Genomic DNA, 18,040 nt, shown 5'->3' on the forward strand with positions numbered 1-18,040 from the left:
ACCTCGCGGGCGAGCCGGGCCACGGCGCATCACAGGACGCACCGGGCAATGCTCGCAAACCCTGTATCAGATGTGGTAGATGTCGATGACCTGGCGCACGTAGTCGTTCTTCAGCACCACCTTCTTGGCCTTGATCAGCGGCTGCTCGCCGCGCAGGTCGAGGGTGTAGAAGCTGGTGCCGAAGTAACTGTCGGTGGTCTTGTAGCGGAAGCTGAGGGTGTGCCAGTTGAAGCGCACCTGGCAGCTGCCTTCGCCCTGCTCGACGATCTCGATGTTGCTGATGTTGTGCGAGGTGCGGGTGTCGGGCACGGTCGCACTGGAGCGCTCGGTCTTGATGCGGAACACGCGGTCTTCCAGGCCGCCACGGTTGCCGTACCAAATCAGCGAGATCTCGCTTTGTGGGTCTTCGGTGAGGGTGTCGTCATCATCCCAACTCGGCATCCAGAAGCTGGCATCGCTGGCATACAGCTCCAGCCACTGGTCCCACTGGGCATCGTCCAGGTAGCGCGCTTCGCGGTAGAGAAAGTCGCGCACGGTTTCATACAGGCTCATTGCACGGCCTCCACGGGGATCAGCTGCTGTTCGTCCTTGAGGGCCTGGATCATGGCGTCCTGCCAGTACTTGTGCTGCAGCACGAACAGGCCTTCGTCCTCCGTGCGCACGCCGGACAGCAGGGGGTCGAGGTCAATCTCCTTGGCTGCCTCATCGGCGCCTTCGACCCAGTGTTTGGCGCCACGGGACATGTCGTTCCAGCCAGTGCCGCCGCCATAGCCGGTCTGGCACGAGCGGAACTCCTCCAGGTCATCCGGGGTGGCCATGCCGCTGACGTTGAAGAAATCCTCGTACTGGCGGATACGCTTGGCGCGGGCATCGGCGCTCTCGCCTTTCGGCGCGATGCAGTAGATGGTGATTTCGGTCTTGTTCACCGAAATCGGCCGGGCGACGCGGATCTGCGAGCTGAACTGGTCCATCAGGTACACGTTGGGGTACAGGCACAGGTTGCGCGAGTTTTCGATCATCCAGTCGGCGCGCGCCTGGCCGAAATCGGCGGCCAGTTGGTCGCGGCGCTCATAGGCCGGGCGGTCTTCCGGGTTGGCCCAACGGGTCCACAGCAGCAGGTGGCCATGGTCGAAGGAATAGAAACCGCCGCCCTGCTTGGCCCAGGCACCCGCACTCATGGTCTTGATTTCGTCGCCCGCTTCGCGCTGCTTGCGCTGGTTCTGGGTAGCGGCGTAGTTCCAGTGCACGGAGCTTACGTGGTAGCCGTCAGCGCCGTTCTCGGCGGTGAGCTTCCAGTTGCCTTCGTAAATGTACGAGCTGGCACCACGCAGCACCTCCAGGCCTTCTGGCGACTGGTCGACGATCATGTCGATGATCTTGGCCGACTCACCCAGGTGCTCGACCAGCGGTTTCACGTCGGCGTTCAGGCTGCCGAACAAAAAGCCCCGGTACGACTCGAAGCGTGCCACCTTGGTCAGGTCGTGGGAGCCGTCGCAGTTGAAGCTGTCGGGGTAGCCGGCGTTGCTCGGGTCTTTCACCTTCAGCAGTTTGCCGCTGTTGTTGAACGTCCAGCCGTGGAACGGGCAGGTGTAGCTGGAACGATTGCCGCGCTTGTGCCGGCAGAGCATGGCGCCGCGGTGGCTGCAGGCGTTGAGGAAGGCATTGAGCTCACCGTCCTTGTTGCGCGCGATAAAAATCGGCTGGCGCCCCATGGTCAGGGTGAGGAAGTCGTTTTTTTCGGGGATCTGGCTTTCGTGGGCCAGGTAGATCCAGTTGCCCTCGAAGATATGTTTCATCTCAAGGTCAAACAGGCGTGGGTCGGTGAACATCTCGCGCTTGCAGCGGTAGACGCCCTTTTCACGGTCGTCCTCAAGCATGGCATTGAGGTAGTCGAATCCCAGGGACATGGCCAGGGTCTCCCTTGTTATTGTTTAGACCTGGTCAGGTTAGGGAGACGGCTGGCGGGGGGCTATCCGGATTGTGCAGAGTGCTATCCATTTACTCTAGCAGGCAGCCGTTGAGGCGCTATTTGCTATTGTTTACTGAATACCGCTCCATCGATTATTCCTATGAGTTTAAATCGGTCCTCTTCCGTCAAGCCCGGCACGCTGTACTTCCTCAATGAGAGGGCGACACCGCTCATGAAGTCCACTTGGCCTGGCGTTCTCTTGGGAGCGAATGTGTATCGATACATGGCGTCACCCACATCGCCCCCCATATGAGCTGTCCCATTTCTAAAAAGCGTAACAGTCGCGTTGTGCTCCGCAATTCGATCATGCATATTCTCAATAAGCTTCTCGCGGTTGACGGGGGGCGGTACGAATGAATTGCGTCCGAGGTTCGTGGGAACGCTGATCCGACGGGGTATCAATCTTAGTAACAAACTCGGAGCGTTCAGAAGGAACCACATATGTCCACTTGGATCATCCCTGTTTATCGGATCCCCACCACAGTAGCTATAGGCGTTCGCGCCACCCGCTCCAAATGGGCTGATACTGTCAGGCTTGTTGAATCTCATCAAGCCAGGGCTAAACCCCCGGTATCCATCCCCCAACAAATAACATCCAGGTGCAGTGTCTTTGCGCTGCCCCTTGAAACGCAAAATGGCGCAACGGCGCTGTCAATATCATGGCCGTAAGCGGTATAGTTCATCCGAGATACGTTATCACCCACACACACCAACACCGACTTTTGTAAGTCCGTTGCGTAAAGCCCGGCCTGTTTATTACCACTCTGGGCGAGCACCTGTCCGTTGGCGCTCAAAAAACTCAACGACGGTTTATCAGAACATTCGATTGTCGAAAGACCATCGGCCGAGTAGAAAAATAACTGCCGCAATACAGGCATAAGTACCTCCCGTGCATCCACGAAGATCAAGGGTAGGTCGGGGCCCGTGCGCCCGCAACTGGCAGAAATAGTAGGTACGACCCATGGGCTCAGTTATGAGCGTCGCTTGAAGGTCTGCGAGGGGAGCTCACCAAACTGCTGCCGATAAACCTCGGAGAACCGTCCCAGATGAAGGAAACCGTAATCCAGGGCCAGTTCCGTCACACTGCGCACGCCACACGTCGGGTCGCTCAGGCAGGCATGCACCCGTTCCAGTTTCCGCTGGCGCACGTAATGCTTGGGCGTGATGCCCAAGTGCTGGTCGAACAACGCATACAGCGAACGCAAACTCATGCAGGCCTGCTCTGCCAGCACTTCAGCCGACAATTCCAGTTTCAGGTTGCGTTCGATGTAGTCAAGAATGCGCTCCAGCCCGGCCTGCGGGGCACTCAGGCTCTCCCGGCGGATGTTGGTGCTCATCAGGGTCAGCAGCTTGCTGGCGACAATCTGGCTGTAATGGCCCTGCACTCTTGGCAGCGAATCGCTCACTTCCGCCTCGTGGCAAACCATGGCCAGCAGGTTCACGAAGCCATCCAGCTCATCCAGCCGGTAATGATTGCGCAAGAACCGCACGCCGCCATCAGGCCGCTGCCAGCGCTGTTCATCGCAGATCGAGTCCAGCAGCCGGGTCGGCACCTTGAGGATGAACTTCTCGCAGTCTTCCGAGTAAGTCAGGTCAACCGGGTCGTCCGGGTTGATCAGCAGCAATTCGCCCGGCACCAGGTGCTGCTCGCGCTTGTGCCCGCGCCACAGGCAGTTGCCATTGAGCAAGACTTGCAGGTGGTAGATGGTTTCCAGCGCGGGCGACGTCACGCGAACACTGCCGCCATAGCTGATACGGCACAGGTCGAGCTCGGCGAACTTGCGATGGCTGAGGCTGGCCTGGGGGTGGGTGGTGCGGGACAGACCGATGCAATGCTGGCCTACATGCTGGTTCACATAATCGGACACAGCATAAGGGTCGGCGTGGTGAAACACGCTACTGCGCTCGCTCAGCAGGCGGCTTTCCATAGGCAAGGCACTCGGTATCGTTATTGTTCTGGTCGCCGCGTCCTACCGCCCTGTGAGCGGTGATTGCGGTCATCACGGTCATTCTATCGGGCTGGCAGCGCATCGCAGGGGCAGGCGACAGCCGGCGGATGGGGGACACTACAGCAAAAAGGCGGGGGTTGGGCAATGCAACGATGGGATTGGCTGGGCGGATAGCGAACAATTCAAATGCTGTAAATGTTCGGTTATCGAACGCTTTTTCCGGCAACTCCCTCTTCTCGGGGTAAATCTGCTACCTCGAACTGTGGGGAGCGGGTTTACCCGCGAATGGGCCGGCACAGGCAGCCCATCACTCAATGCACTGCCACATCCTGCCGCGCCGTCCACCCCTGGCTGCGTGCCCGGTACTGGCGTGGCGCAATGGCGAACAACTCGCGAAAGCGCCGGTAGAAATGCGGGAAACTCACGAACCCGCTGGCCACCGCCACTTCGGTCAGTGACTTGCTGGTGTGCTGCAGCAACTGCCGCGCATGGGTCAGGCGCAATTCCAGGTAATAACGCGGAGGGGTCGCCTGCACATGTCGGCGGAACAACCGCTCCAGGTGGCGGCGGGACAAACCGGCATGCTGGGCAATCTCATCGATGCCAATGGGGTCCTCGATGTTGGCGTGCATCAGTTCCAGCGCCAGGCGCACGCCCTTGGGCAGGCCGGGGTCGATTTCCGGGGTGCAGGCCGGGGCATCGCTCATCACCCGCGCTCGATCACATGCCAGCATCTGCTCCACGGCGCGTCGCAACGGCACTCCGCCGCACTGCTCAAGCAGCGCCAACATCATGTCCAGGGCGCTGCTGGCACCGGCGCAGCTCATCCGGCGGCGGTCCAGCACATGGGCCTGACGGCTGATGCGCACCTTGGGGAACAGTTCGCTCATCATTGCCCTGCCATCGGGGTGAAAGGCGCAATCGTGGTCATTGAGCAATCCTGCTTCGGCCAGGAAATAGGCACCGTTCCACAGGCCACCCAGCTGGCAGCCGTGCTGGTCGGCCTGGCGTAACCTGCCGCGTAGCAGCGGTGCGGTTTCCAGGCGCACGCGAAAACCGCCGCATACCAACAGGCAGTCCAGGCCCTGTACGTCCAGGTCGGCCAGCTGGGTGTTGACGGGCAAGGCAATGCCCAGGTCGCTCAGCACTTGCTCGCCCTCGCCTACCACCTGGACCTGGAACAACGGCGTGGCGCTCATCAGGTTGGCGGTGACCAGGCTGTCCATGGCGGCGGTGAAAGCCATCATCGAGAAGTGTTCGCGCAGGATAAAGGCCACGCGCTGGCAGGGCATGGTGAGTGTGGTGCGGATGGCGGGATCCAGGTGGGCCAGGTTGGTGTTTTTGAGGGTGCTTTCGAAGTGGCTCATGGCTTTGGACTCAACAGCGAATATAGCGTTGGCGCGTTCGCGGGCAAGCCCGCCCCTGCAACCTCCTGCAGGAACGGTCTGCCCGCGAACAAGCCAACACTGATGGATCCGGTTACTTGCCGGCCTGGGCCGCAGCGTCGCGGGAGGCCTGCAGCCACTGATCGAACTGCTGGCGGTGCGCTGCTACCCATTCCTTGGCATGGCGGGTGATGTCGGCAGGCTTCTTCTCGCCTTGCTGCATTTTCAGGTTCTGGTTGCTCTCGTCGTCGGTGCTGATCTGCACCAGCGACAGGAACTTCTGCGCTGCCGGGTTCTTATCGGCAAAGTCCTTGTTCAGCACAGCCACCACCTTGTCGATGGCAAAGCCCAGGTTCTTGCCGTGGTACATCGTGTCGACATCGTTCTTGCCGTCTGGCAGATCGGTTTTCGGCACTTCCAGCCAGACCACGTCCTTGCCTTCGACCAGCACGCTGGCGATCCACTGCGGTACCCAGGTGAAGTAGAAGATCGGCTTGCCTTCCTTGAAACGGGCGATGGTGTCGGCCATCAGCGCGAAGTACGAGCCCTGGTTGACGGTGATGCTCTTGTCCAGGTCGTAGGCCTTCATATGGTGGGCAATCACCAGCTCGCAGCCCCAGCCTGGGTTGCAACCGGTCATGTCGGCCTTGCCGTCGCCGTCGGTGTCGAACAGCTTGGCAATTTCTGGCTTTTTCAGGTCGGTGATGTACTTGATGTTGTACTGGTCGGCGGTTTTCTTGTCGATCAGGTAGCCTTGGGCGACGCCCGGGAGGATGTTGCCGGTCTTGACCATCACCTCGTCACCACCGGCCTGCTGGTAGAACTGATTGTGCAGTTTCTCCCACAGGTGCACAGTAAAGTCGGCATCGCCGTTGGCCAAGGCCACCATCATCACGCCGTATTCGGTCTCCTTCGGCTCCTGCACCTTGTAGCCCAGCTCGCGCAGGCCTTCCATGGCCACTTCGCCCCGGAACCGCTCTTCGGCGATGGAGGGGAAGATCGGCGTTACCTTCACGCCATCGCCGGGTTTTTCCGCCGAGGCGTGTGCACCCAGGGCCGCGGCCACCAGGGTCAGCGCCGTGGCGCATTTGAGGATGCTGCGGGTGAATTTGGATTCGTGCATCGTCGCTTACCTTTTTCTCATTTTTATCTTCAAGTGCGGCAGATCGAACGTCTCAAGGTTCTTGCAGTGCTCAGGCAGTCTTGCGCCGCCCTTGCGCTTGCCCTGCGCCAATCAGGCGCAGCACTAACCCGACCGGGCCGGTGTGGTACCAGCGCAGGCTCGGGTCACCGCTGGTGCGGGCGCCCATGGCCTGGGTCAGGCGGTCGAGGAAGATTGCCAGCAGCACCAGCCCTACTCCGCCCACGGTAGCCAGGCCCATGTCCAGGCGGCCGATGCCACGCAGCACCATCTGGCCCAGCCCGCCGACCGAAATCATCGAGGCGATCACCACCATCGACAGCGACAGCATCAGGGTCTGGTTAAGGCCGGCCATGATGGTCGAGGTGGCCAGCGGCAGCTGCACGCGGGTCAGCATCTGCTGTGGCGTACAGCCAAAGGCGCGTGCGGCTTCGATCTTGTCCTCCGGCACCTGGCGAATACCCAGGTTGGTCAGGCGCACCAGGGGCGGCAGGGCGAACACGATGGTCACCAGCACCCCAGGCACGTTACCAATACCGAACAACATCACGACCGGCACCAGATAGACGAACGCCGGCAGGGTCTGCATGGCGTCCAGCAGCGGCCGGATGAGGCTTTCCAGGCGGTTGCTGCGGGCGCAGACAATGCCCAGCGGGATACCGATGACCGCGCAGAAGAACACCGAGGTCAGTACCAGCGCCAGGGTGGTCATCGATTCTGACCATACGCCGATCAGGCCAAGCAGGGTCAGGGTGACGAAACACAGCAATGCCATACGCTTGCCGGCCAGCTGCCAGCCCAGCAACGAGGAAAGGATGATGCCGATGGTGGGCGGGATGCTCTGCAAGGTGAACTCGATACCGTTGAGCACCTGGTCGATCGGCCAGCGGATGGCGCGGAACACCTCACGGAAGTTGTGTACCAGGAAATTCAGGGTAGCGGTGACCCAGTCGCCCAAGGGGATGGTGGCCGCCTGGAACGGGTCGAGAAGGCTGAATTCGGACATGAGGGCTTACCTCTTTGTTGTTTTAAGTGCGGCTCAGGGTCTGCAGCAGCTCGTTCTTCGACAGCGTGCCTTTGAAGGCGCCCTGGCGGTCGAGTACCGGTACGGGATACGGCAGGTCGGCTGCAATGCCCAGCACCTCGTGCAGCGGCGTGTCGATGTACACCGGGCGCTGCTCATGCAGGCTGTAGCGGTCACTGGCCGTGGCGCCGTTGGCGTCGGTGTCGACCACGCCCAGCAACTGCCCTCGTTCGTCTACCAGGTAGCCGAACGGGACACCGGCCTGGAAGCTCGGTGCCTTGCCGTTGACCTTGCACACCACCGCCGGGTCGAACCGGGCCACATCGCCGGCCTTGAGCACGCGCGAGCTGTCGAAACTCTTGAAAAAGGTGCGCACGTAATCGTTGGCCGGCTGGTTGATCAGTTCTTGCGGGGTACCGATCTGCACCACGCGACCACCTTCCATGATCGCAATGCGGTGGCCGATGCGAATGGCTTCCTCGATGTCGTGGGAAATGAAGATGATGGTGCGCTGCTGCTCGGCCTGCAGGCGAATCAGCTCACCTTGCATTTCGCTGCGGATCAGTGGGTCGAGCGCAGAAAACGCCTCGTCCATCAGCAGAATCGCCGGGTCGTTGGCCAGTGCCCGGGCCAGGCCCACGCGCTGCTGCATGCCCCCTGAGAGCTGGTGCGGGTAGCTGTGCTCGTGCCCCGCCAGGCCAACCTGGCTCAACGCTTCACGGGCACGGCGGTGGCGTTCGCCTTCCGGTACGCCGGCAATTTCCAGGCCGAAAGCCGTGTTTTCCAGCACGCTCATGTGCGGCATCAAGGCAAAGGATTGGAACACCATGCCCATTTCCTTGCGGCGCACATCGAGCAGGGCCTTGTCGCAGAGCCCGGTAATTTCCTTGCCGTTGAGGTGGATGCTGCCGGAGGTAGGCTCGATCAGGCGGTTGAACAGCCGCACCATGGTCGACTTGCCCGAGCCGGACAGCCCCATGATGACGAAGATCTCGCCACGCTTGACGGAAAAGCTTGCATCGAACACGCCGACGACGTGGCCGGTCTTGCTGAAGATTTCGTTCTTGTCGGCGCCCTTGCGGAGCATCTCCATGGCCATGTTCGGGTTGGGGCCGAACACCTTGAAGATATTGTTTACCGAAAGAATCTCATCGGCATGGCTCATACGACCCTCTTTATTATGCTTATTAACCAATCTATCAACATCGCACTTTCAATAAGGCGGGTAGCGATCAGTGCGAGTACGCTTGGCAGTCCGTTCAAATACGAACGTGAGTCAGAACCGGCACGCAGAATGTCCTGCTTCGAAAAATTGTTCGACATCGATGTCTCGGTGTCGCGCCGTGTGATCAACGTTAGGGCCTGATAGAAAGCGGGTCCAACGACATTTGCAGCACGCAAACCATTACCTGAAGTTATCAATCGCAGGGCAAGCCCCGCCGCAGAGCGCTTGGAGACAGTCGAATCCAGCAGCAGCCTTGTGCTGGGAAGATGCCCGCTCATACACTGCGCTAGCGGGGCCTGGACGGGGCCTTGCGCAGCACAAGGCTGCTCCCATCAGGTATCACCAAGGACCTGCACCCAACGCCATGGTCAGACACTCCGAACCCGATCAGACGCTGATCAAGATGCCCTCGCTGCGCGCGGTCAAAGTCTTCGTCGCTGCCGCCAAGTACCAGAACTTCACCCGTGCAGCCGAAGCCTTGTGTGTGACCCAAGCCGCCGTAAGCCGGCAGATCCGTGAGCTGGAAACCTACCTGGGTGCAGAGTTGTTCACCCGGGTGGGGCGCGCGGTAGAGTTGACTGTCGCCGGGTCGATCTTCTTCGATGCGGTGCAGTTATCGTTCGTCAACATTTCCCAGGCGGCCGAGCGCATCCGCAGCAACACCAACACCAAGCAGGTGGTCACCCTGTGCTGTTCGCCGGCCTTTGCCGCGCTGTGGATGGGGCCACGCATGCCAAGGTTCTTCGACGAGAACCCGGACATCGACATCAACCTGGTGACCACCCAGAACTTCCTGTCGATGGAGCCAGGGGTACGCCCTGATATCTACATCACCAAGCTGGGCAAAGTGCAGGCAGGCTACAGCTCGCACCCGCTCAACCATGACGTGATCTACCCGGTGTGCACCCCGCACTACCTGGCGCAGCACCCGGAGATACGCACCCTGCAGGGGCTGCGCGACGCCACCTTGCTCAACCTGAGCCCCTATGGCCGTTCGCAGGTGGCCGAGCATGTGGACTGGAACGTGTGGCTGGCCTTCCATGACGTCGACCTGAAAAGCCGCGCCAACACCGCACCGCATTTTTTCAATGCCAACGACTACAACCTGCTGGTGCAACTGGCGCTGGGCAACCAGGGCGTGGCACTGGGCTGGCACCACCTGGTGGCGCCGCTGGTGGCGCAGGGGCTGTTGGTAAGGCCGGTGGCAGAAGAACTGGTGCTCAAGGACACCTTCCACTTCCTGGCCTTCAATGAAGACAAGGAACATGAGTCCAGCTGCCAAAGGTTGCGCGACTGGTTGCTGGGCGAATTTCGCCCCATGCTGGAGGCAATGTCACTGCACGGGCAGGAAATTCATCAGCAGTAGGCTCTGGGCATAGTTGAGCCCGATCCGCCGATACCGCTCATCCAGCAACTCGGCCAGCAAATCCAGGCGCGCCACGATCTTGCCGAACTCCACGGCAAAGCTCAGGTTGCTGCCCTCCTCCGAAATTTCATTGGAGAACAACAGCAATACGCCATTGGCATCCTGCCGTTGGCTCAGCATCCAGGTGGCCTTCTCGATATTGCGCGCCGCGTTGTTGATGAACAACGGGTCGATCGTGTCGGTCATGTAGAACTCGCTACGCCCCCCGTGCGCGGTAATCAGCATGCTGCCGATCGCGTAGATGAATGCGCCCACGCGGTCACCCCGGAACTCCGGGCTCAGGGCGTAGCTCAAGGCAGCCAGGTCGCGGCGGTTGCCCAGTTGCGGCAGCGGCTGACGTTGCTCGATGGCGATACGGATCTGCCGCTCGGCCGTGGCGGCGTCGACGTACCCGGACAGCTTCCACTGGTTGGGGTTACGCAGGTACAGCTTGTTCATCAGCAGGTACAGGCTTTGCAGGTTGTCGCGCATCGACAGCGTGGCCAGGCGGTCGACACTGGTCTGGAACAGCTCGCTGGGCTTGCCATCGCTGAACTGGCCGACGATGTCACGGCCTTGCTGCTGGGTACAGGCGCACAGGCATGTGAAGGCCACAGCAAGCAGCAGGCGGCGGAAGACATTCGGGTAACTTTCAACCATCGGCACCGGGTCAATATTCGGCGGCTGCGCCGGGAGTCAGCGCGGCCTGGCCAAGCATAGAGCCCGAAAATGGGGAAAAGTGCGGCGGCTAGAGAGAATGGAAACCTGTGGCGGCCCCTTCGCGGGTGAACCCGCGCCCACAAGAACCGCACAGCTTTCAGAACTTCTGATCTACGTGTGGGAAGGGGTTCTCCCGCGAAGAGGCGAGTGCCGACGAACCCGGATCACATGGCGTGGCGCAGCATCTCCAGCACCTGCGCATGCAGCGCAGGGTCACCACAGGCCACCACGCACCCGCCATCCTGCGCCGAACTGCCATCCCACGCCGTGATCACGCCACCCGCCCCTTCGATGATCGGCATCAGTGCCTGTACGTCATACGGCTGAAGGCTCGCTTCGACAATCACGTCGACAAAACCCGAGGCCAGCATGCAGTAGGCATAGCAGTCACCGCCGTACCGCATCAATCGCGCCTTGCCGGCGACTGCTTCGAATGCCACCTTGCGCTCGGCGGTGTCGAACATGTCCGGCGTGGTGCACATCAGCGTGGCCGACGCCAGGTCGGCGCAGGCACGGGTCTGCAGCGGTGTGCCGCTGCGCCAGGCGCCTTCCGGGGTGCCGACGAAACGTTCGCCGGTGAACGGCTGGTTCATCACCCCCACCACCGGCTGCGTGCCGTCGTTCAGCGCGATCAACGTGCCCCATAGTGGCAAGCCAGTAATGAAGGCGCGGGTGCCATCGATCGGGTCCAGCACCCAGGTCAACGGGCTGCTGCCCACGGCAACGCCGGCCTCTTCGCCAAGAATGCCATGCTCGGGGTAACGTGCCTGGATCAGCTCACGCATGGCGTCTTCGGCCGCCTTGTCGGCCACGGTCACCGGGTCGTACAGGCGCCCGCCCTTGTCCTCGACAGCCAGGCTGGCACGAAAGTACGGCTTGATCGCCACAGCGGCAGCATCGGCCAATTGCTCGGCGAATACGCGAAATTCGCCGATCTGTTCAGCGCTCAGGGACATGGGACGGGCCTCGTGACAATGGTGGGGAGCCGCATGATACCCGACAACCCGCGCAGTGCCAGCCGGGCACGCATAGATGCCATTATTCTGCCATTATTCCTGCTTCATTTAAGCGTCACTCATTCGTTGTACTAGGATACCAACCACTTCCCTTCGCACGCCCTGGATGCGGGCCGGCAATACCGCGGCGGGATAACCCTCATTGGCCTTCATGGATGACACGATGAATTCGAACCTGCTCTACCCGCAAATTGGCAAAGTCATTGCCAGCACCGGCAGCCGCCAGTTCCCGCGGATGCTGCACGACCTGATCCAGGCCCACTTGTCCATCGACGCCACGCAGATCCGCCAGTTGCCACTGTTGCCCTGCGATTCGACGCTGATCGACGAGACGGTGTTTTCCTCGGACGAACAGCCGGATGGCGATTTCAACGACCCCTCACGGCTGCACCGCATCTCCCGTAAAGGCAACGCCCGCCTGGAAATCCAGGTGATCCGCGCCGACTCCACCTATGGCTTCTCGGCCTTCGAGCGCAGCCGCCTGGACGCGATTTCGCCGTTGCTGCTGCCGATGCTGGAAAAGCACGTCGATGCGTTGCAGCCCACTCCTGAACGGCACACCAAAGAAAGCCTGGAGCAGCGCTTTGTCGACCGGCTGGCGCAGTCAGGGCTGACGCTTTCCGAACGCGAGCGCCAGGTGTGCCTGGGTCTGCTGGCCGGGCATACTGCGCCGGAACAGGGCGATCGGCTGGGGCTCAAGGTCAATACCGTGGAAAGCTACCTGCGCCGGGCAGCCATCAAACTAGGGATCAGCGGTCGGCATTCGTTGATGCGCTGGATGTATGCCGAGGCCTGAATAGCGTAACCAGTGCCGACCTTCTTCGCACCGGTTGAGCACCATTGCTGACCCGGCACGGTCCCCTGCAGGGGCAGCCTTGCGCTGCGCCTGCACGTCGCGGGTCTGTCTCGGGCGCACGGGGCTGTGTCAGTCCCTCGCCAGCGCCTCGATCGGGTCCAGCCGCGCCGCATTCCTGGCCGGCACGAACCCGAACACCACGCCGATCAACGTCGAGCAGGCAAATGCCATCACGATCGAGGCAGGTGAGAACACCATTTCCCACTGTTTGACGAACAACTCGAACAGATACCCCACCCCATACGACAGGCCTATCCCCACCAGCCCGCCAAACAGGCAGACCATCACTGCTTCGACCAGGAACTGCTGCCGAATGTCCGACTGCCGGGCCCCTACCGCCATGCGAATACCGATCTCGCGGGTACGCTCGGTGACCGACACCAACATGATGTTCATCACGCCGATGCCGCCGACCACCAGCGAAATCACCGCAATCAGCGACAACAGCAACGTCAGGGAGCGGCTGGTCTTCTGCACGGTCTGCATGATGCTGTCGAGGTTGTTGGTGAAGAAGTCCTTGGTACCGTGCCGTTGCAGCATCACCCGCGTCACCTCCTCCTCCACCCGCTTGCTGGGGACGCCGTCCTTGATGCGCACGCTGATGCTGTCAAGGTGGCGCTGCCCCAGGACACGCCCCGCCGCCGTTTCGTAAGGCACCCAGATGTTCAGCTGGTTGCTGGCCACGAACAGGTTCTTGTTCTCGGCCGTGACGCCGATCACCGTACACGGCAGGTTGCCGACCAGAATCACCTGCCCGAGCGGGTCGATGTTCGCGCCGAACAGGCGCTTGCGCGTGTTGTGGTCGATCACCACCACCTGGGCCTGGCGCCGGGCATCGTCGGCGCTGAACACGATACCTGCCGCCAACGGGAGGTTCCGCACCTGGAAGTAGTGTTCGCTGACGCCATTGAGCTGCACGTCCACATCCAGGTTGCGGTAACGCACCAATGTGCTTTGGCCAATCACCGGGGTCGCGCTGTCCACGTAGTACAGTTCATTCAGGGCAGCGACATCGGCGGGCACCAGGGTTTCGATGGTCTTGGCCCGGCTGTCACCGAAGTTGCTGCCCGAATAGATATCGATGGTATTGCTGCCGATCGCCTGGATGTCCTTGAGTACGTAACCCTTGGCGCCTTCGCCGATGGCCGAAATGGACACCACCGAGGTGATACCGATGATGATCCCCAGCATGGTCAGCAAGGTCCGCATGCGGTGCGAGATCAGCGCGATCCAGGCCATCTTGAACGCTTCGCGGAACATCCCCAGGCTCACCAGCAGGCGCCGGGGCCCCTGCGCCACGGGCTCCGGTTCGGGCTTGGGCACAGGCACTGCAGCACTGCGCCGATCACTGACGATCTGCCCGTCACTGACTTCGATGATGCGCTCGGCGTGGGCCGCTACCTTCGGATCGTGAGTCACCAGGATCACCGTGTGCCCGGCTGCGTGCAGCTCCAGCAGAATGTTCATCACGTCTTTGCCGCTGGCCGTGTCCAGCGCGCCGGTCGGTTCGTCGGCAAGGATCACCTGGCCACCGTTCATCAGCGCCCGGCAGATACTCACCCGCTGTTGCTGGCCACCCGACAGCTGGCTGGGGCGGTGCGCCAGGTGGCTGGCCAGGCCCAGGCGGGACAGCAGTTCCCGCGCCCGTGCATGGCGCTGGCCCTGCGGCGTGCCGGCATACACCGCCGGTATCTCGACGTTGTGCAGGGCGTCCAGGTGCGGCAGCAAGTGGTAGCGCTGGAAGATGAAGCCGAAGTGGTCACGGCGCAGTGCCGCCAGTGCGTCATCGTCCAGCGCGCGGGTTTCCTGCCCACCCACCTGATAGCTGCCGCTGCTGGCGTTGTCCAGGCAGCCAAGGATGTTCATCAAGGTCGATTTGCCAGACCCAGAGGCACCGATGATCGCCACCAGTTCGCCGCTGTGAATCTGCAAGTCGATGCCCTTGAGCGCCAGGAACTCGCGGTCGCCGGCCTGGAAGCTGCGCGTTACACCGTGCAAATGCAGCAAGGGTTCGGCGTTGCTGCAGGCAACCGCCATGCCCGCGCACGGCTGGACATTCATGTTCATGCTCACGCCCCTGTTTCGCCAGACACCGGCTCGCCGATCACCACCCTGTCGCCTTCGGCCAGGCCGTCCTTGATCTCCACCTTCACGTTGTTGTTGATGCCCGCCTGCACGTTGCGTACCTGGGCAAAGCCCTTCGCATCCAGCACCCGCACCGGGAAGCTGCCATCACCGTTGCGCGCGCCCAACGCCGCCACCGGCACGGTGAGCACGGCCTGGGCGGTATCGAGCACGATATGCACCTGAGCGGTCATCGAAATGCGCAGTCGGTGATCCGGGTTCGGTACCTCGAACAGGGCGTTGTAGAACACCGCTCCGCTGGCCTTGCTGGTACCGCCCTCGCTCTTGTCACTGCTTTGCGCGTAGTTCTGCGGCGCAGGCTCGGTGCCGCGCAGCCTCGCGTAGTAGCGTTTGTCTTCGCCGAGGATGGTGAAGTACACCTCCTGGCCAGGGCTGATGTGAATCACATCGGCCTCAGACACCTGCGCCTTGACCGTCATGGTGTCGAGGTCGGCCAGCTTGAGCAGCACCGGGGCCAACTGGTTGGCGATCACGGTCTGCCCTTCCTGGGTGACGATGCCCACCACATGGCCGGTGATTGGCGCGTTGATACGGGTGTAGCCCAGGTTGACCCTGGCGGTGTCAATTTCGACCCGGGCGCTCTGGATCTGCGCATCCAGCGAGCGCACGGCAGCTTGCTGCACTTCGTACTCAGACTCGGCGTTCTCGAAATCCTGGCGCGACACCGATTCGTCGGCTTGCAACTCGCGGTAACGCTCGTACACACGCCGGGCCTGCTTCAGCTGGGCCATCGTCGAACGCCGCTCGGCCTGCAGTTTGTCTTCATCGACCTCGGCCTGGCGCAGGGTGTTGCGCAGTACCAGCGGGTCGATCTCGGCCAACCACTGGCCCGCGCTGACCTTGTCCCCCAGCTTCACCTTCAGCGACTTCAGCTGCCCCGAGACCTGGGCCCCGACATCCACCTGCTTGATACCTTCGAGCATGCCACTGGCCAGCACCGCATTCTCGATGTCGCCCCGCTCGACCGTAGCGGTGATGTATTGCGGTGGCTTGGCCGGGGCCTGGATGGCGTACAGGCTGATGCCGACGACCAGGGCCACGGCAACGCCTAGGCTGTATTTGCGGAATCTGGATTTGTCCATGAACACTCACTTTCCAAAAAATTCACTCGACCAAGGGGCAATCACCGCCAATGGTCATGGGGTAACCTTGCCGTGCTGCAATGCCTGCCCGTCATGCCACCAGGCCGCCAGGCTGAACACATCCGGCACCTTGAGAATGCTGAAGTGATCCCCCGGGCCCTGCCACAGCGCCAGGCGTGGCATGAGCTGCTGCCAGCCCTCCTGCATGCCCGCGTGCTCGCGGGCGTTAGCCAATGCATCCAGGCGCGGGTCATCCACCAGCACCAACCCCACCGGGCCGCTGTAGGCCAGCTGCGGCCGGTAGACCGTTCGCAGTGCGGTCGCGAAGGTACGCACCGTGCCGTCCAGCACACCTGGGGTGGAGCGCGCAGGCAGCAGCCCACTGCCCACCATGGCTGCATGCAACTGCTGCAACTGCTGGTCATCCGTGGCTTGGGCAAAAGCGGCCGGATCGATCCCAAAGGCCTTGCCCGTGGCCAGTTGCAAGGCATCGATCAACCGCTGCAAGGCCTCGCCGAAGGTGTAGGGCTGGCCACAGGTGCCGCCTGCGCCCGGTGCCTCGCTGTCGACCAGCGTCAACGAGCGTACCTGCCGGCCCTTGGCCTCGAGCCTGGCTGCGATGGCGTGCGCCACCCAGCCACCGAACGAGTGCCCCAGCAAACTGAGCGGGCCTTGCGGGTACAAGGCTTCGATGGCCTGCACATGGCAGTCGGCAGCAGCTTCGACCGTACTGTGCGGCACGCCAGCACCGTCCAGGCCCCGAGCTTGCAACCCGTAGAGCGGCCATTCCGGCCCCAGTGCCTCGGCCAGCCCAATGAAACTGGTCACGCTGTCACCGGCCCCGGGCACGCAGAACAGCGGCGCGTGCCCCGCCTGGCCGGTCTGGATGGCTACAGGCGATGAATAACCCGTATGGGGCCCGGCGCTGCAGGTGCCGAGGGCCTCGGTCAACGCCTGCGCAACCGCCGTCACGTGGGGTGCCTCCATCAAGCTGCGGTGGTCACCGGGTACGGCAATGACCGACAATGGCTGCGTCGGCAGAGCCTCGCGCCAGCCCAGGCTCGGCAGGCTGTCACTGCCCTGCTCGGCCCGGAACAAGTGCACCGGCATGCTCAGGGGCGACAGGCGGTAATGGGCCAACGCATGCCCGTGAGCCAGCTCACGGCTGAAGTAATGCAGCAGTTGCGCATCACTCATGCTCGCCCATAACCCGTAGAGAAGCCCGTGCTCGCGGCAGCTGGCCAGCAACCCGGCAAAATCGGCCTGCGCTGATTCCAGGCGTTGCAATTGCGCACGCTTTTCCGCGGCTGCCGGGCCCTGGGTGCGCCAGAAGGTGCTGCAGTTCAGCAACAGTTGCCGCTCCAGTGCATGTGTTCCCGACCAGCGCGCCTTGCCTTGGTCAGCCAGGCGCGGCACATGCGTGTCGATCAGGCCAACGAACTCGACCGCTTCCTCCGCCCCCAGCAACTGGTTGGCCATTTCAAACGCCACGACCCCGCCAAACGACCAGCCGGCCAAGCGGTACGGGCCATGGGGTTGCACCTTGCGCATCTGTGCAATCTGGTAACGGGCCAGGCATTCCAAGGTGCGTGGTTGGGCCTGGCCGGCAGGCACCCCAGGCAAACCGTAGATGGCGAAATCGCCACCCAGCTGTTGGCCCAGTACCGGGAAGTAGAAGTCCAGCCCGGTGAACTCGTGAAGCAGGAACAGCGGGGTTTGCGTCCCGCCCTCGCGTACCGTGATGGCGCCCTCGCCTTGGCCTGCGTGATTGACCAGCCGGGCTGCCAGCGACGCCACGCTGGGCTGCTGGAACACGTCGTTGAGCGCAGCCCTCAGGCCGGCCTTGTTGAGCCTGTCGACCAGGCGAATGGCCGCCAGGGAATGGCCGCCGAGCTCGAAGAAATTGTCGTGGCGGCCCACCTGTGGCACCTCCAGCAGTTCACCCAGGATCGCTGCCAGCAGGTTTTCGGTTTCGCCTTGCGGGGCTTCGAATGGACGATCCTGCAGCGCGCCGGGCTCTGGCAGCGCCTTGCGGTCGAGTTTGCCGTTGGGGCTCAGCGGCAGGGCTTCGAGGTGCATGAACAGCGCTGGCACCATGAATTCCGGCAGATGTGCCAGCAGGG

16 protein-coding genes are annotated in these 18,040 nt (G+C 62.1%); 2 read left to right on the top strand and 14 right to left on the bottom strand.

Annotated features, from left to right (window positions below; genetic code table 11):
* Positions 1–66 precede the first annotated feature (66 nt).
* The 9 genes from benB to DMX11_RS16355 all read right to left on the bottom strand — a co-directional run bounded on the left by benB (position 67) and on the right by DMX11_RS16355 (position 8,633).
* Positions 67–552 carry a benzoate 1,2-dioxygenase small subunit gene (benB, locus tag DMX11_RS16320; protein WP_004374327.1) on the bottom strand — a complete coding sequence of 162 codons (486 nt, stop codon included), beginning with the start codon at positions 550–552 and terminating at the stop codon, positions 67–69.
* Positions 549–1,907, bottom strand: coding sequence for a benzoate 1,2-dioxygenase large subunit (gene benA / locus DMX11_RS16325; RefSeq protein WP_110745442.1), 1,359 nt, complete (start codon positions 1,905–1,907; stop codon positions 549–551). Before benA ends, benB begins: the two co-directional genes overlap by 4 nt.
* A 125-nt stretch (positions 1,908–2,032) precedes the next feature.
* Entirely contained in the window at positions 2,033–2,602 is a 570-nt protein-coding gene (locus tag DMX11_RS16330) for an RHS repeat-associated core domain-containing protein (RefSeq protein ID WP_371921797.1), read from the bottom strand.
* Positions 2,518–2,847 (bottom strand): hypothetical protein, encoded by a 330-nt coding sequence (locus DMX11_RS25875; RefSeq protein ID WP_146230367.1) that lies wholly within the window; start codon positions 2,845–2,847, stop codon positions 2,518–2,520. The genes DMX11_RS16330 and DMX11_RS25875 overlap by 85 nt, the downstream gene beginning before the upstream one ends.
* Before the next feature lie 93 nt (positions 2,848–2,940).
* Positions 2,941–3,897 (bottom strand): benABC operon transcriptional activator BenR, encoded by a 957-nt coding sequence (gene benR / locus DMX11_RS16335; RefSeq protein ID WP_060545148.1) that lies wholly within the window; start codon positions 3,895–3,897, stop codon positions 2,941–2,943.
* 332 nt (positions 3,898–4,229) lie between these two features.
* The gene (locus DMX11_RS16340; protein ID WP_110745444.1) at positions 4,230–5,285 is read right to left on the bottom strand and encodes a GlxA family transcriptional regulator; all 1,056 of its coding nucleotides are present in this window, start codon (positions 5,283–5,285) and stop codon (positions 4,230–4,232) included.
* 112 nt (positions 5,286–5,397) lie between these two features.
* Positions 5,398–6,426 (bottom strand): glycine betaine/L-proline ABC transporter substrate-binding protein ProX, encoded by a 1,029-nt coding sequence (proX, locus tag DMX11_RS16345; protein WP_110745445.1) that lies wholly within the window; start codon positions 6,424–6,426, stop codon positions 5,398–5,400.
* 70 nt (positions 6,427–6,496) lie between these two features.
* Positions 6,497–7,450: a glycine betaine/L-proline ABC transporter permease ProW gene (gene proW, locus DMX11_RS16350; RefSeq protein WP_110745446.1), complete on the bottom strand. Its 954-nt coding sequence runs from the start codon at positions 7,448–7,450 to the stop codon at positions 6,497–6,499.
* A 22-nt stretch (positions 7,451–7,472) separates the two neighbouring features.
* Positions 7,473–8,633 (bottom strand): glycine betaine/L-proline ABC transporter ATP-binding protein, encoded by a 1,161-nt coding sequence (locus DMX11_RS16355; protein WP_110745447.1) that lies wholly within the window; start codon positions 8,631–8,633, stop codon positions 7,473–7,475.
* Between the two features lie 424 nt (positions 8,634–9,057).
* Here DMX11_RS16355 and DMX11_RS16360 point away from each other — a divergent pair, with 424 nt between their 5' ends.
* Positions 9,058–10,059, top strand: a complete 1,002-nt coding sequence (locus tag DMX11_RS16360; RefSeq protein ID WP_110745448.1) for a LysR family transcriptional regulator — start codon at positions 9,058–9,060, stop codon at positions 10,057–10,059.
* On the opposite strand, the gene DMX11_RS16365 is transcribed toward DMX11_RS16360, so the two are convergent.
* Complete coding sequence (locus tag DMX11_RS16365) at positions 10,027–10,758, bottom strand: hypothetical protein (protein ID WP_110745449.1); 732 nt, start codon at positions 10,756–10,758, stop codon at positions 10,027–10,029. The genes DMX11_RS16360 and DMX11_RS16365 overlap by 33 nt on opposite strands.
* A 224-nt stretch (positions 10,759–10,982) precedes the next feature.
* Entirely contained in the window at positions 10,983–11,774 is a 792-nt protein-coding gene (gene hisN / locus DMX11_RS16370) for a histidinol-phosphatase (RefSeq protein ID WP_110745450.1), read from the bottom strand.
* 223 nt (positions 11,775–11,997) lie between these two features.
* On the opposite strand from hisN, the gene DMX11_RS16375 reads away from it, so the two are divergent.
* Complete coding sequence (locus DMX11_RS16375) at positions 11,998–12,630, top strand: helix-turn-helix transcriptional regulator (protein ID WP_110745451.1); 633 nt, start codon at positions 11,998–12,000, stop codon at positions 12,628–12,630.
* A 129-nt stretch (positions 12,631–12,759) separates the two neighbouring features.
* Here DMX11_RS16375 and DMX11_RS16380 read toward each other — a convergent pair whose 3' ends face one another.
* The 3 genes from DMX11_RS16380 to DMX11_RS16390 form a co-directional block, all read right to left on the bottom strand.
* Positions 12,760–14,751 carry a MacB family efflux pump subunit gene (locus tag DMX11_RS16380; protein WP_256590626.1) on the bottom strand — a complete coding sequence of 664 codons (1,992 nt, stop codon included), beginning with the start codon at positions 14,749–14,751 and terminating at the stop codon, positions 12,760–12,762.
* A gap of 8 nt (positions 14,752–14,759) precedes the next feature.
* Positions 14,760–15,917, bottom strand: coding sequence for a macrolide transporter subunit MacA (gene macA / locus DMX11_RS16385; protein WP_110745453.1), 1,158 nt, complete (start codon positions 15,915–15,917; stop codon positions 14,760–14,762).
* A 54-nt stretch (positions 15,918–15,971) separates the two neighbouring features.
* Positions 15,972–18,040 (bottom strand): non-ribosomal peptide synthetase (locus DMX11_RS16390; RefSeq protein ID WP_146230368.1); only part of this gene is annotated, 2,069 nt, incomplete at its 5' end.

This window comes from Pseudomonas sp. LB-090624 (assembly GCF_003205205.1).
Taxonomy (GTDB): Bacteria; Pseudomonadota; Gammaproteobacteria; order Pseudomonadales; family Pseudomonadaceae; genus Aquipseudomonas.

Excerpts from the sequence above, each read along its gene's own strand:
- DMX11_RS25875 (WP_146230367.1), bottom strand. The coding sequence starts at position 2,847 with ATGCCTGTATTGCGGCAGTTATTTTTCTACTCGGCCGATGGTCTTTCG.
- DMX11_RS16360 (WP_110745448.1), top strand. The coding sequence starts at position 9,058 with ATGGTCAGACACTCCGAACCCGATCAGACGCTGATCAAGATGCCCTCG.
- proW (WP_110745446.1), bottom strand. The coding sequence starts at position 7,450 with ATGTCCGAATTCAGCCTTCTCGACCCGTTCCAGGCGGCCACCATCCCC.
- hisN (WP_110745450.1), bottom strand. The coding sequence starts at position 11,774 with ATGTCCCTGAGCGCTGAACAGATCGGCGAATTTCGCGTATTCGCCGAG.
- DMX11_RS16365 (WP_110745449.1), bottom strand. The coding sequence starts at position 10,758 with ATGGTTGAAAGTTACCCGAATGTCTTCCGCCGCCTGCTGCTTGCTGTG.
- DMX11_RS16340 (WP_110745444.1), bottom strand. The coding sequence starts at position 5,285 with ATGAGCCACTTCGAAAGCACCCTCAAAAACACCAACCTGGCCCACCTG.
- benA (WP_110745442.1), bottom strand. The coding sequence starts at position 1,907 with ATGTCCCTGGGATTCGACTACCTCAATGCCATGCTTGAGGACGACCGT.
- macA (WP_110745453.1), bottom strand. The coding sequence starts at position 15,917 with ATGGACAAATCCAGATTCCGCAAATACAGCCTAGGCGTTGCCGTGGCC.
- benB (WP_004374327.1), bottom strand. The coding sequence starts at position 552 with ATGAGCCTGTATGAAACCGTGCGCGACTTTCTCTACCGCGAAGCGCGC.
- benR (WP_060545148.1), bottom strand. The coding sequence starts at position 3,897 with ATGGAAAGCCGCCTGCTGAGCGAGCGCAGTAGCGTGTTTCACCACGCC.
- DMX11_RS16375 (WP_110745451.1), top strand. The coding sequence starts at position 11,998 with ATGAATTCGAACCTGCTCTACCCGCAAATTGGCAAAGTCATTGCCAGC.
- DMX11_RS16380 (WP_256590626.1), bottom strand. The coding sequence starts at position 14,751 with ATGAATGTCCAGCCGTGCGCGGGCATGGCGGTTGCCTGCAGCAACGCC.
- proX (WP_110745445.1), bottom strand. The coding sequence starts at position 6,426 with ATGCACGAATCCAAATTCACCCGCAGCATCCTCAAATGCGCCACGGCG.
- DMX11_RS16355 (WP_110745447.1), bottom strand. The coding sequence starts at position 8,633 with ATGAGCCATGCCGATGAGATTCTTTCGGTAAACAATATCTTCAAGGTG.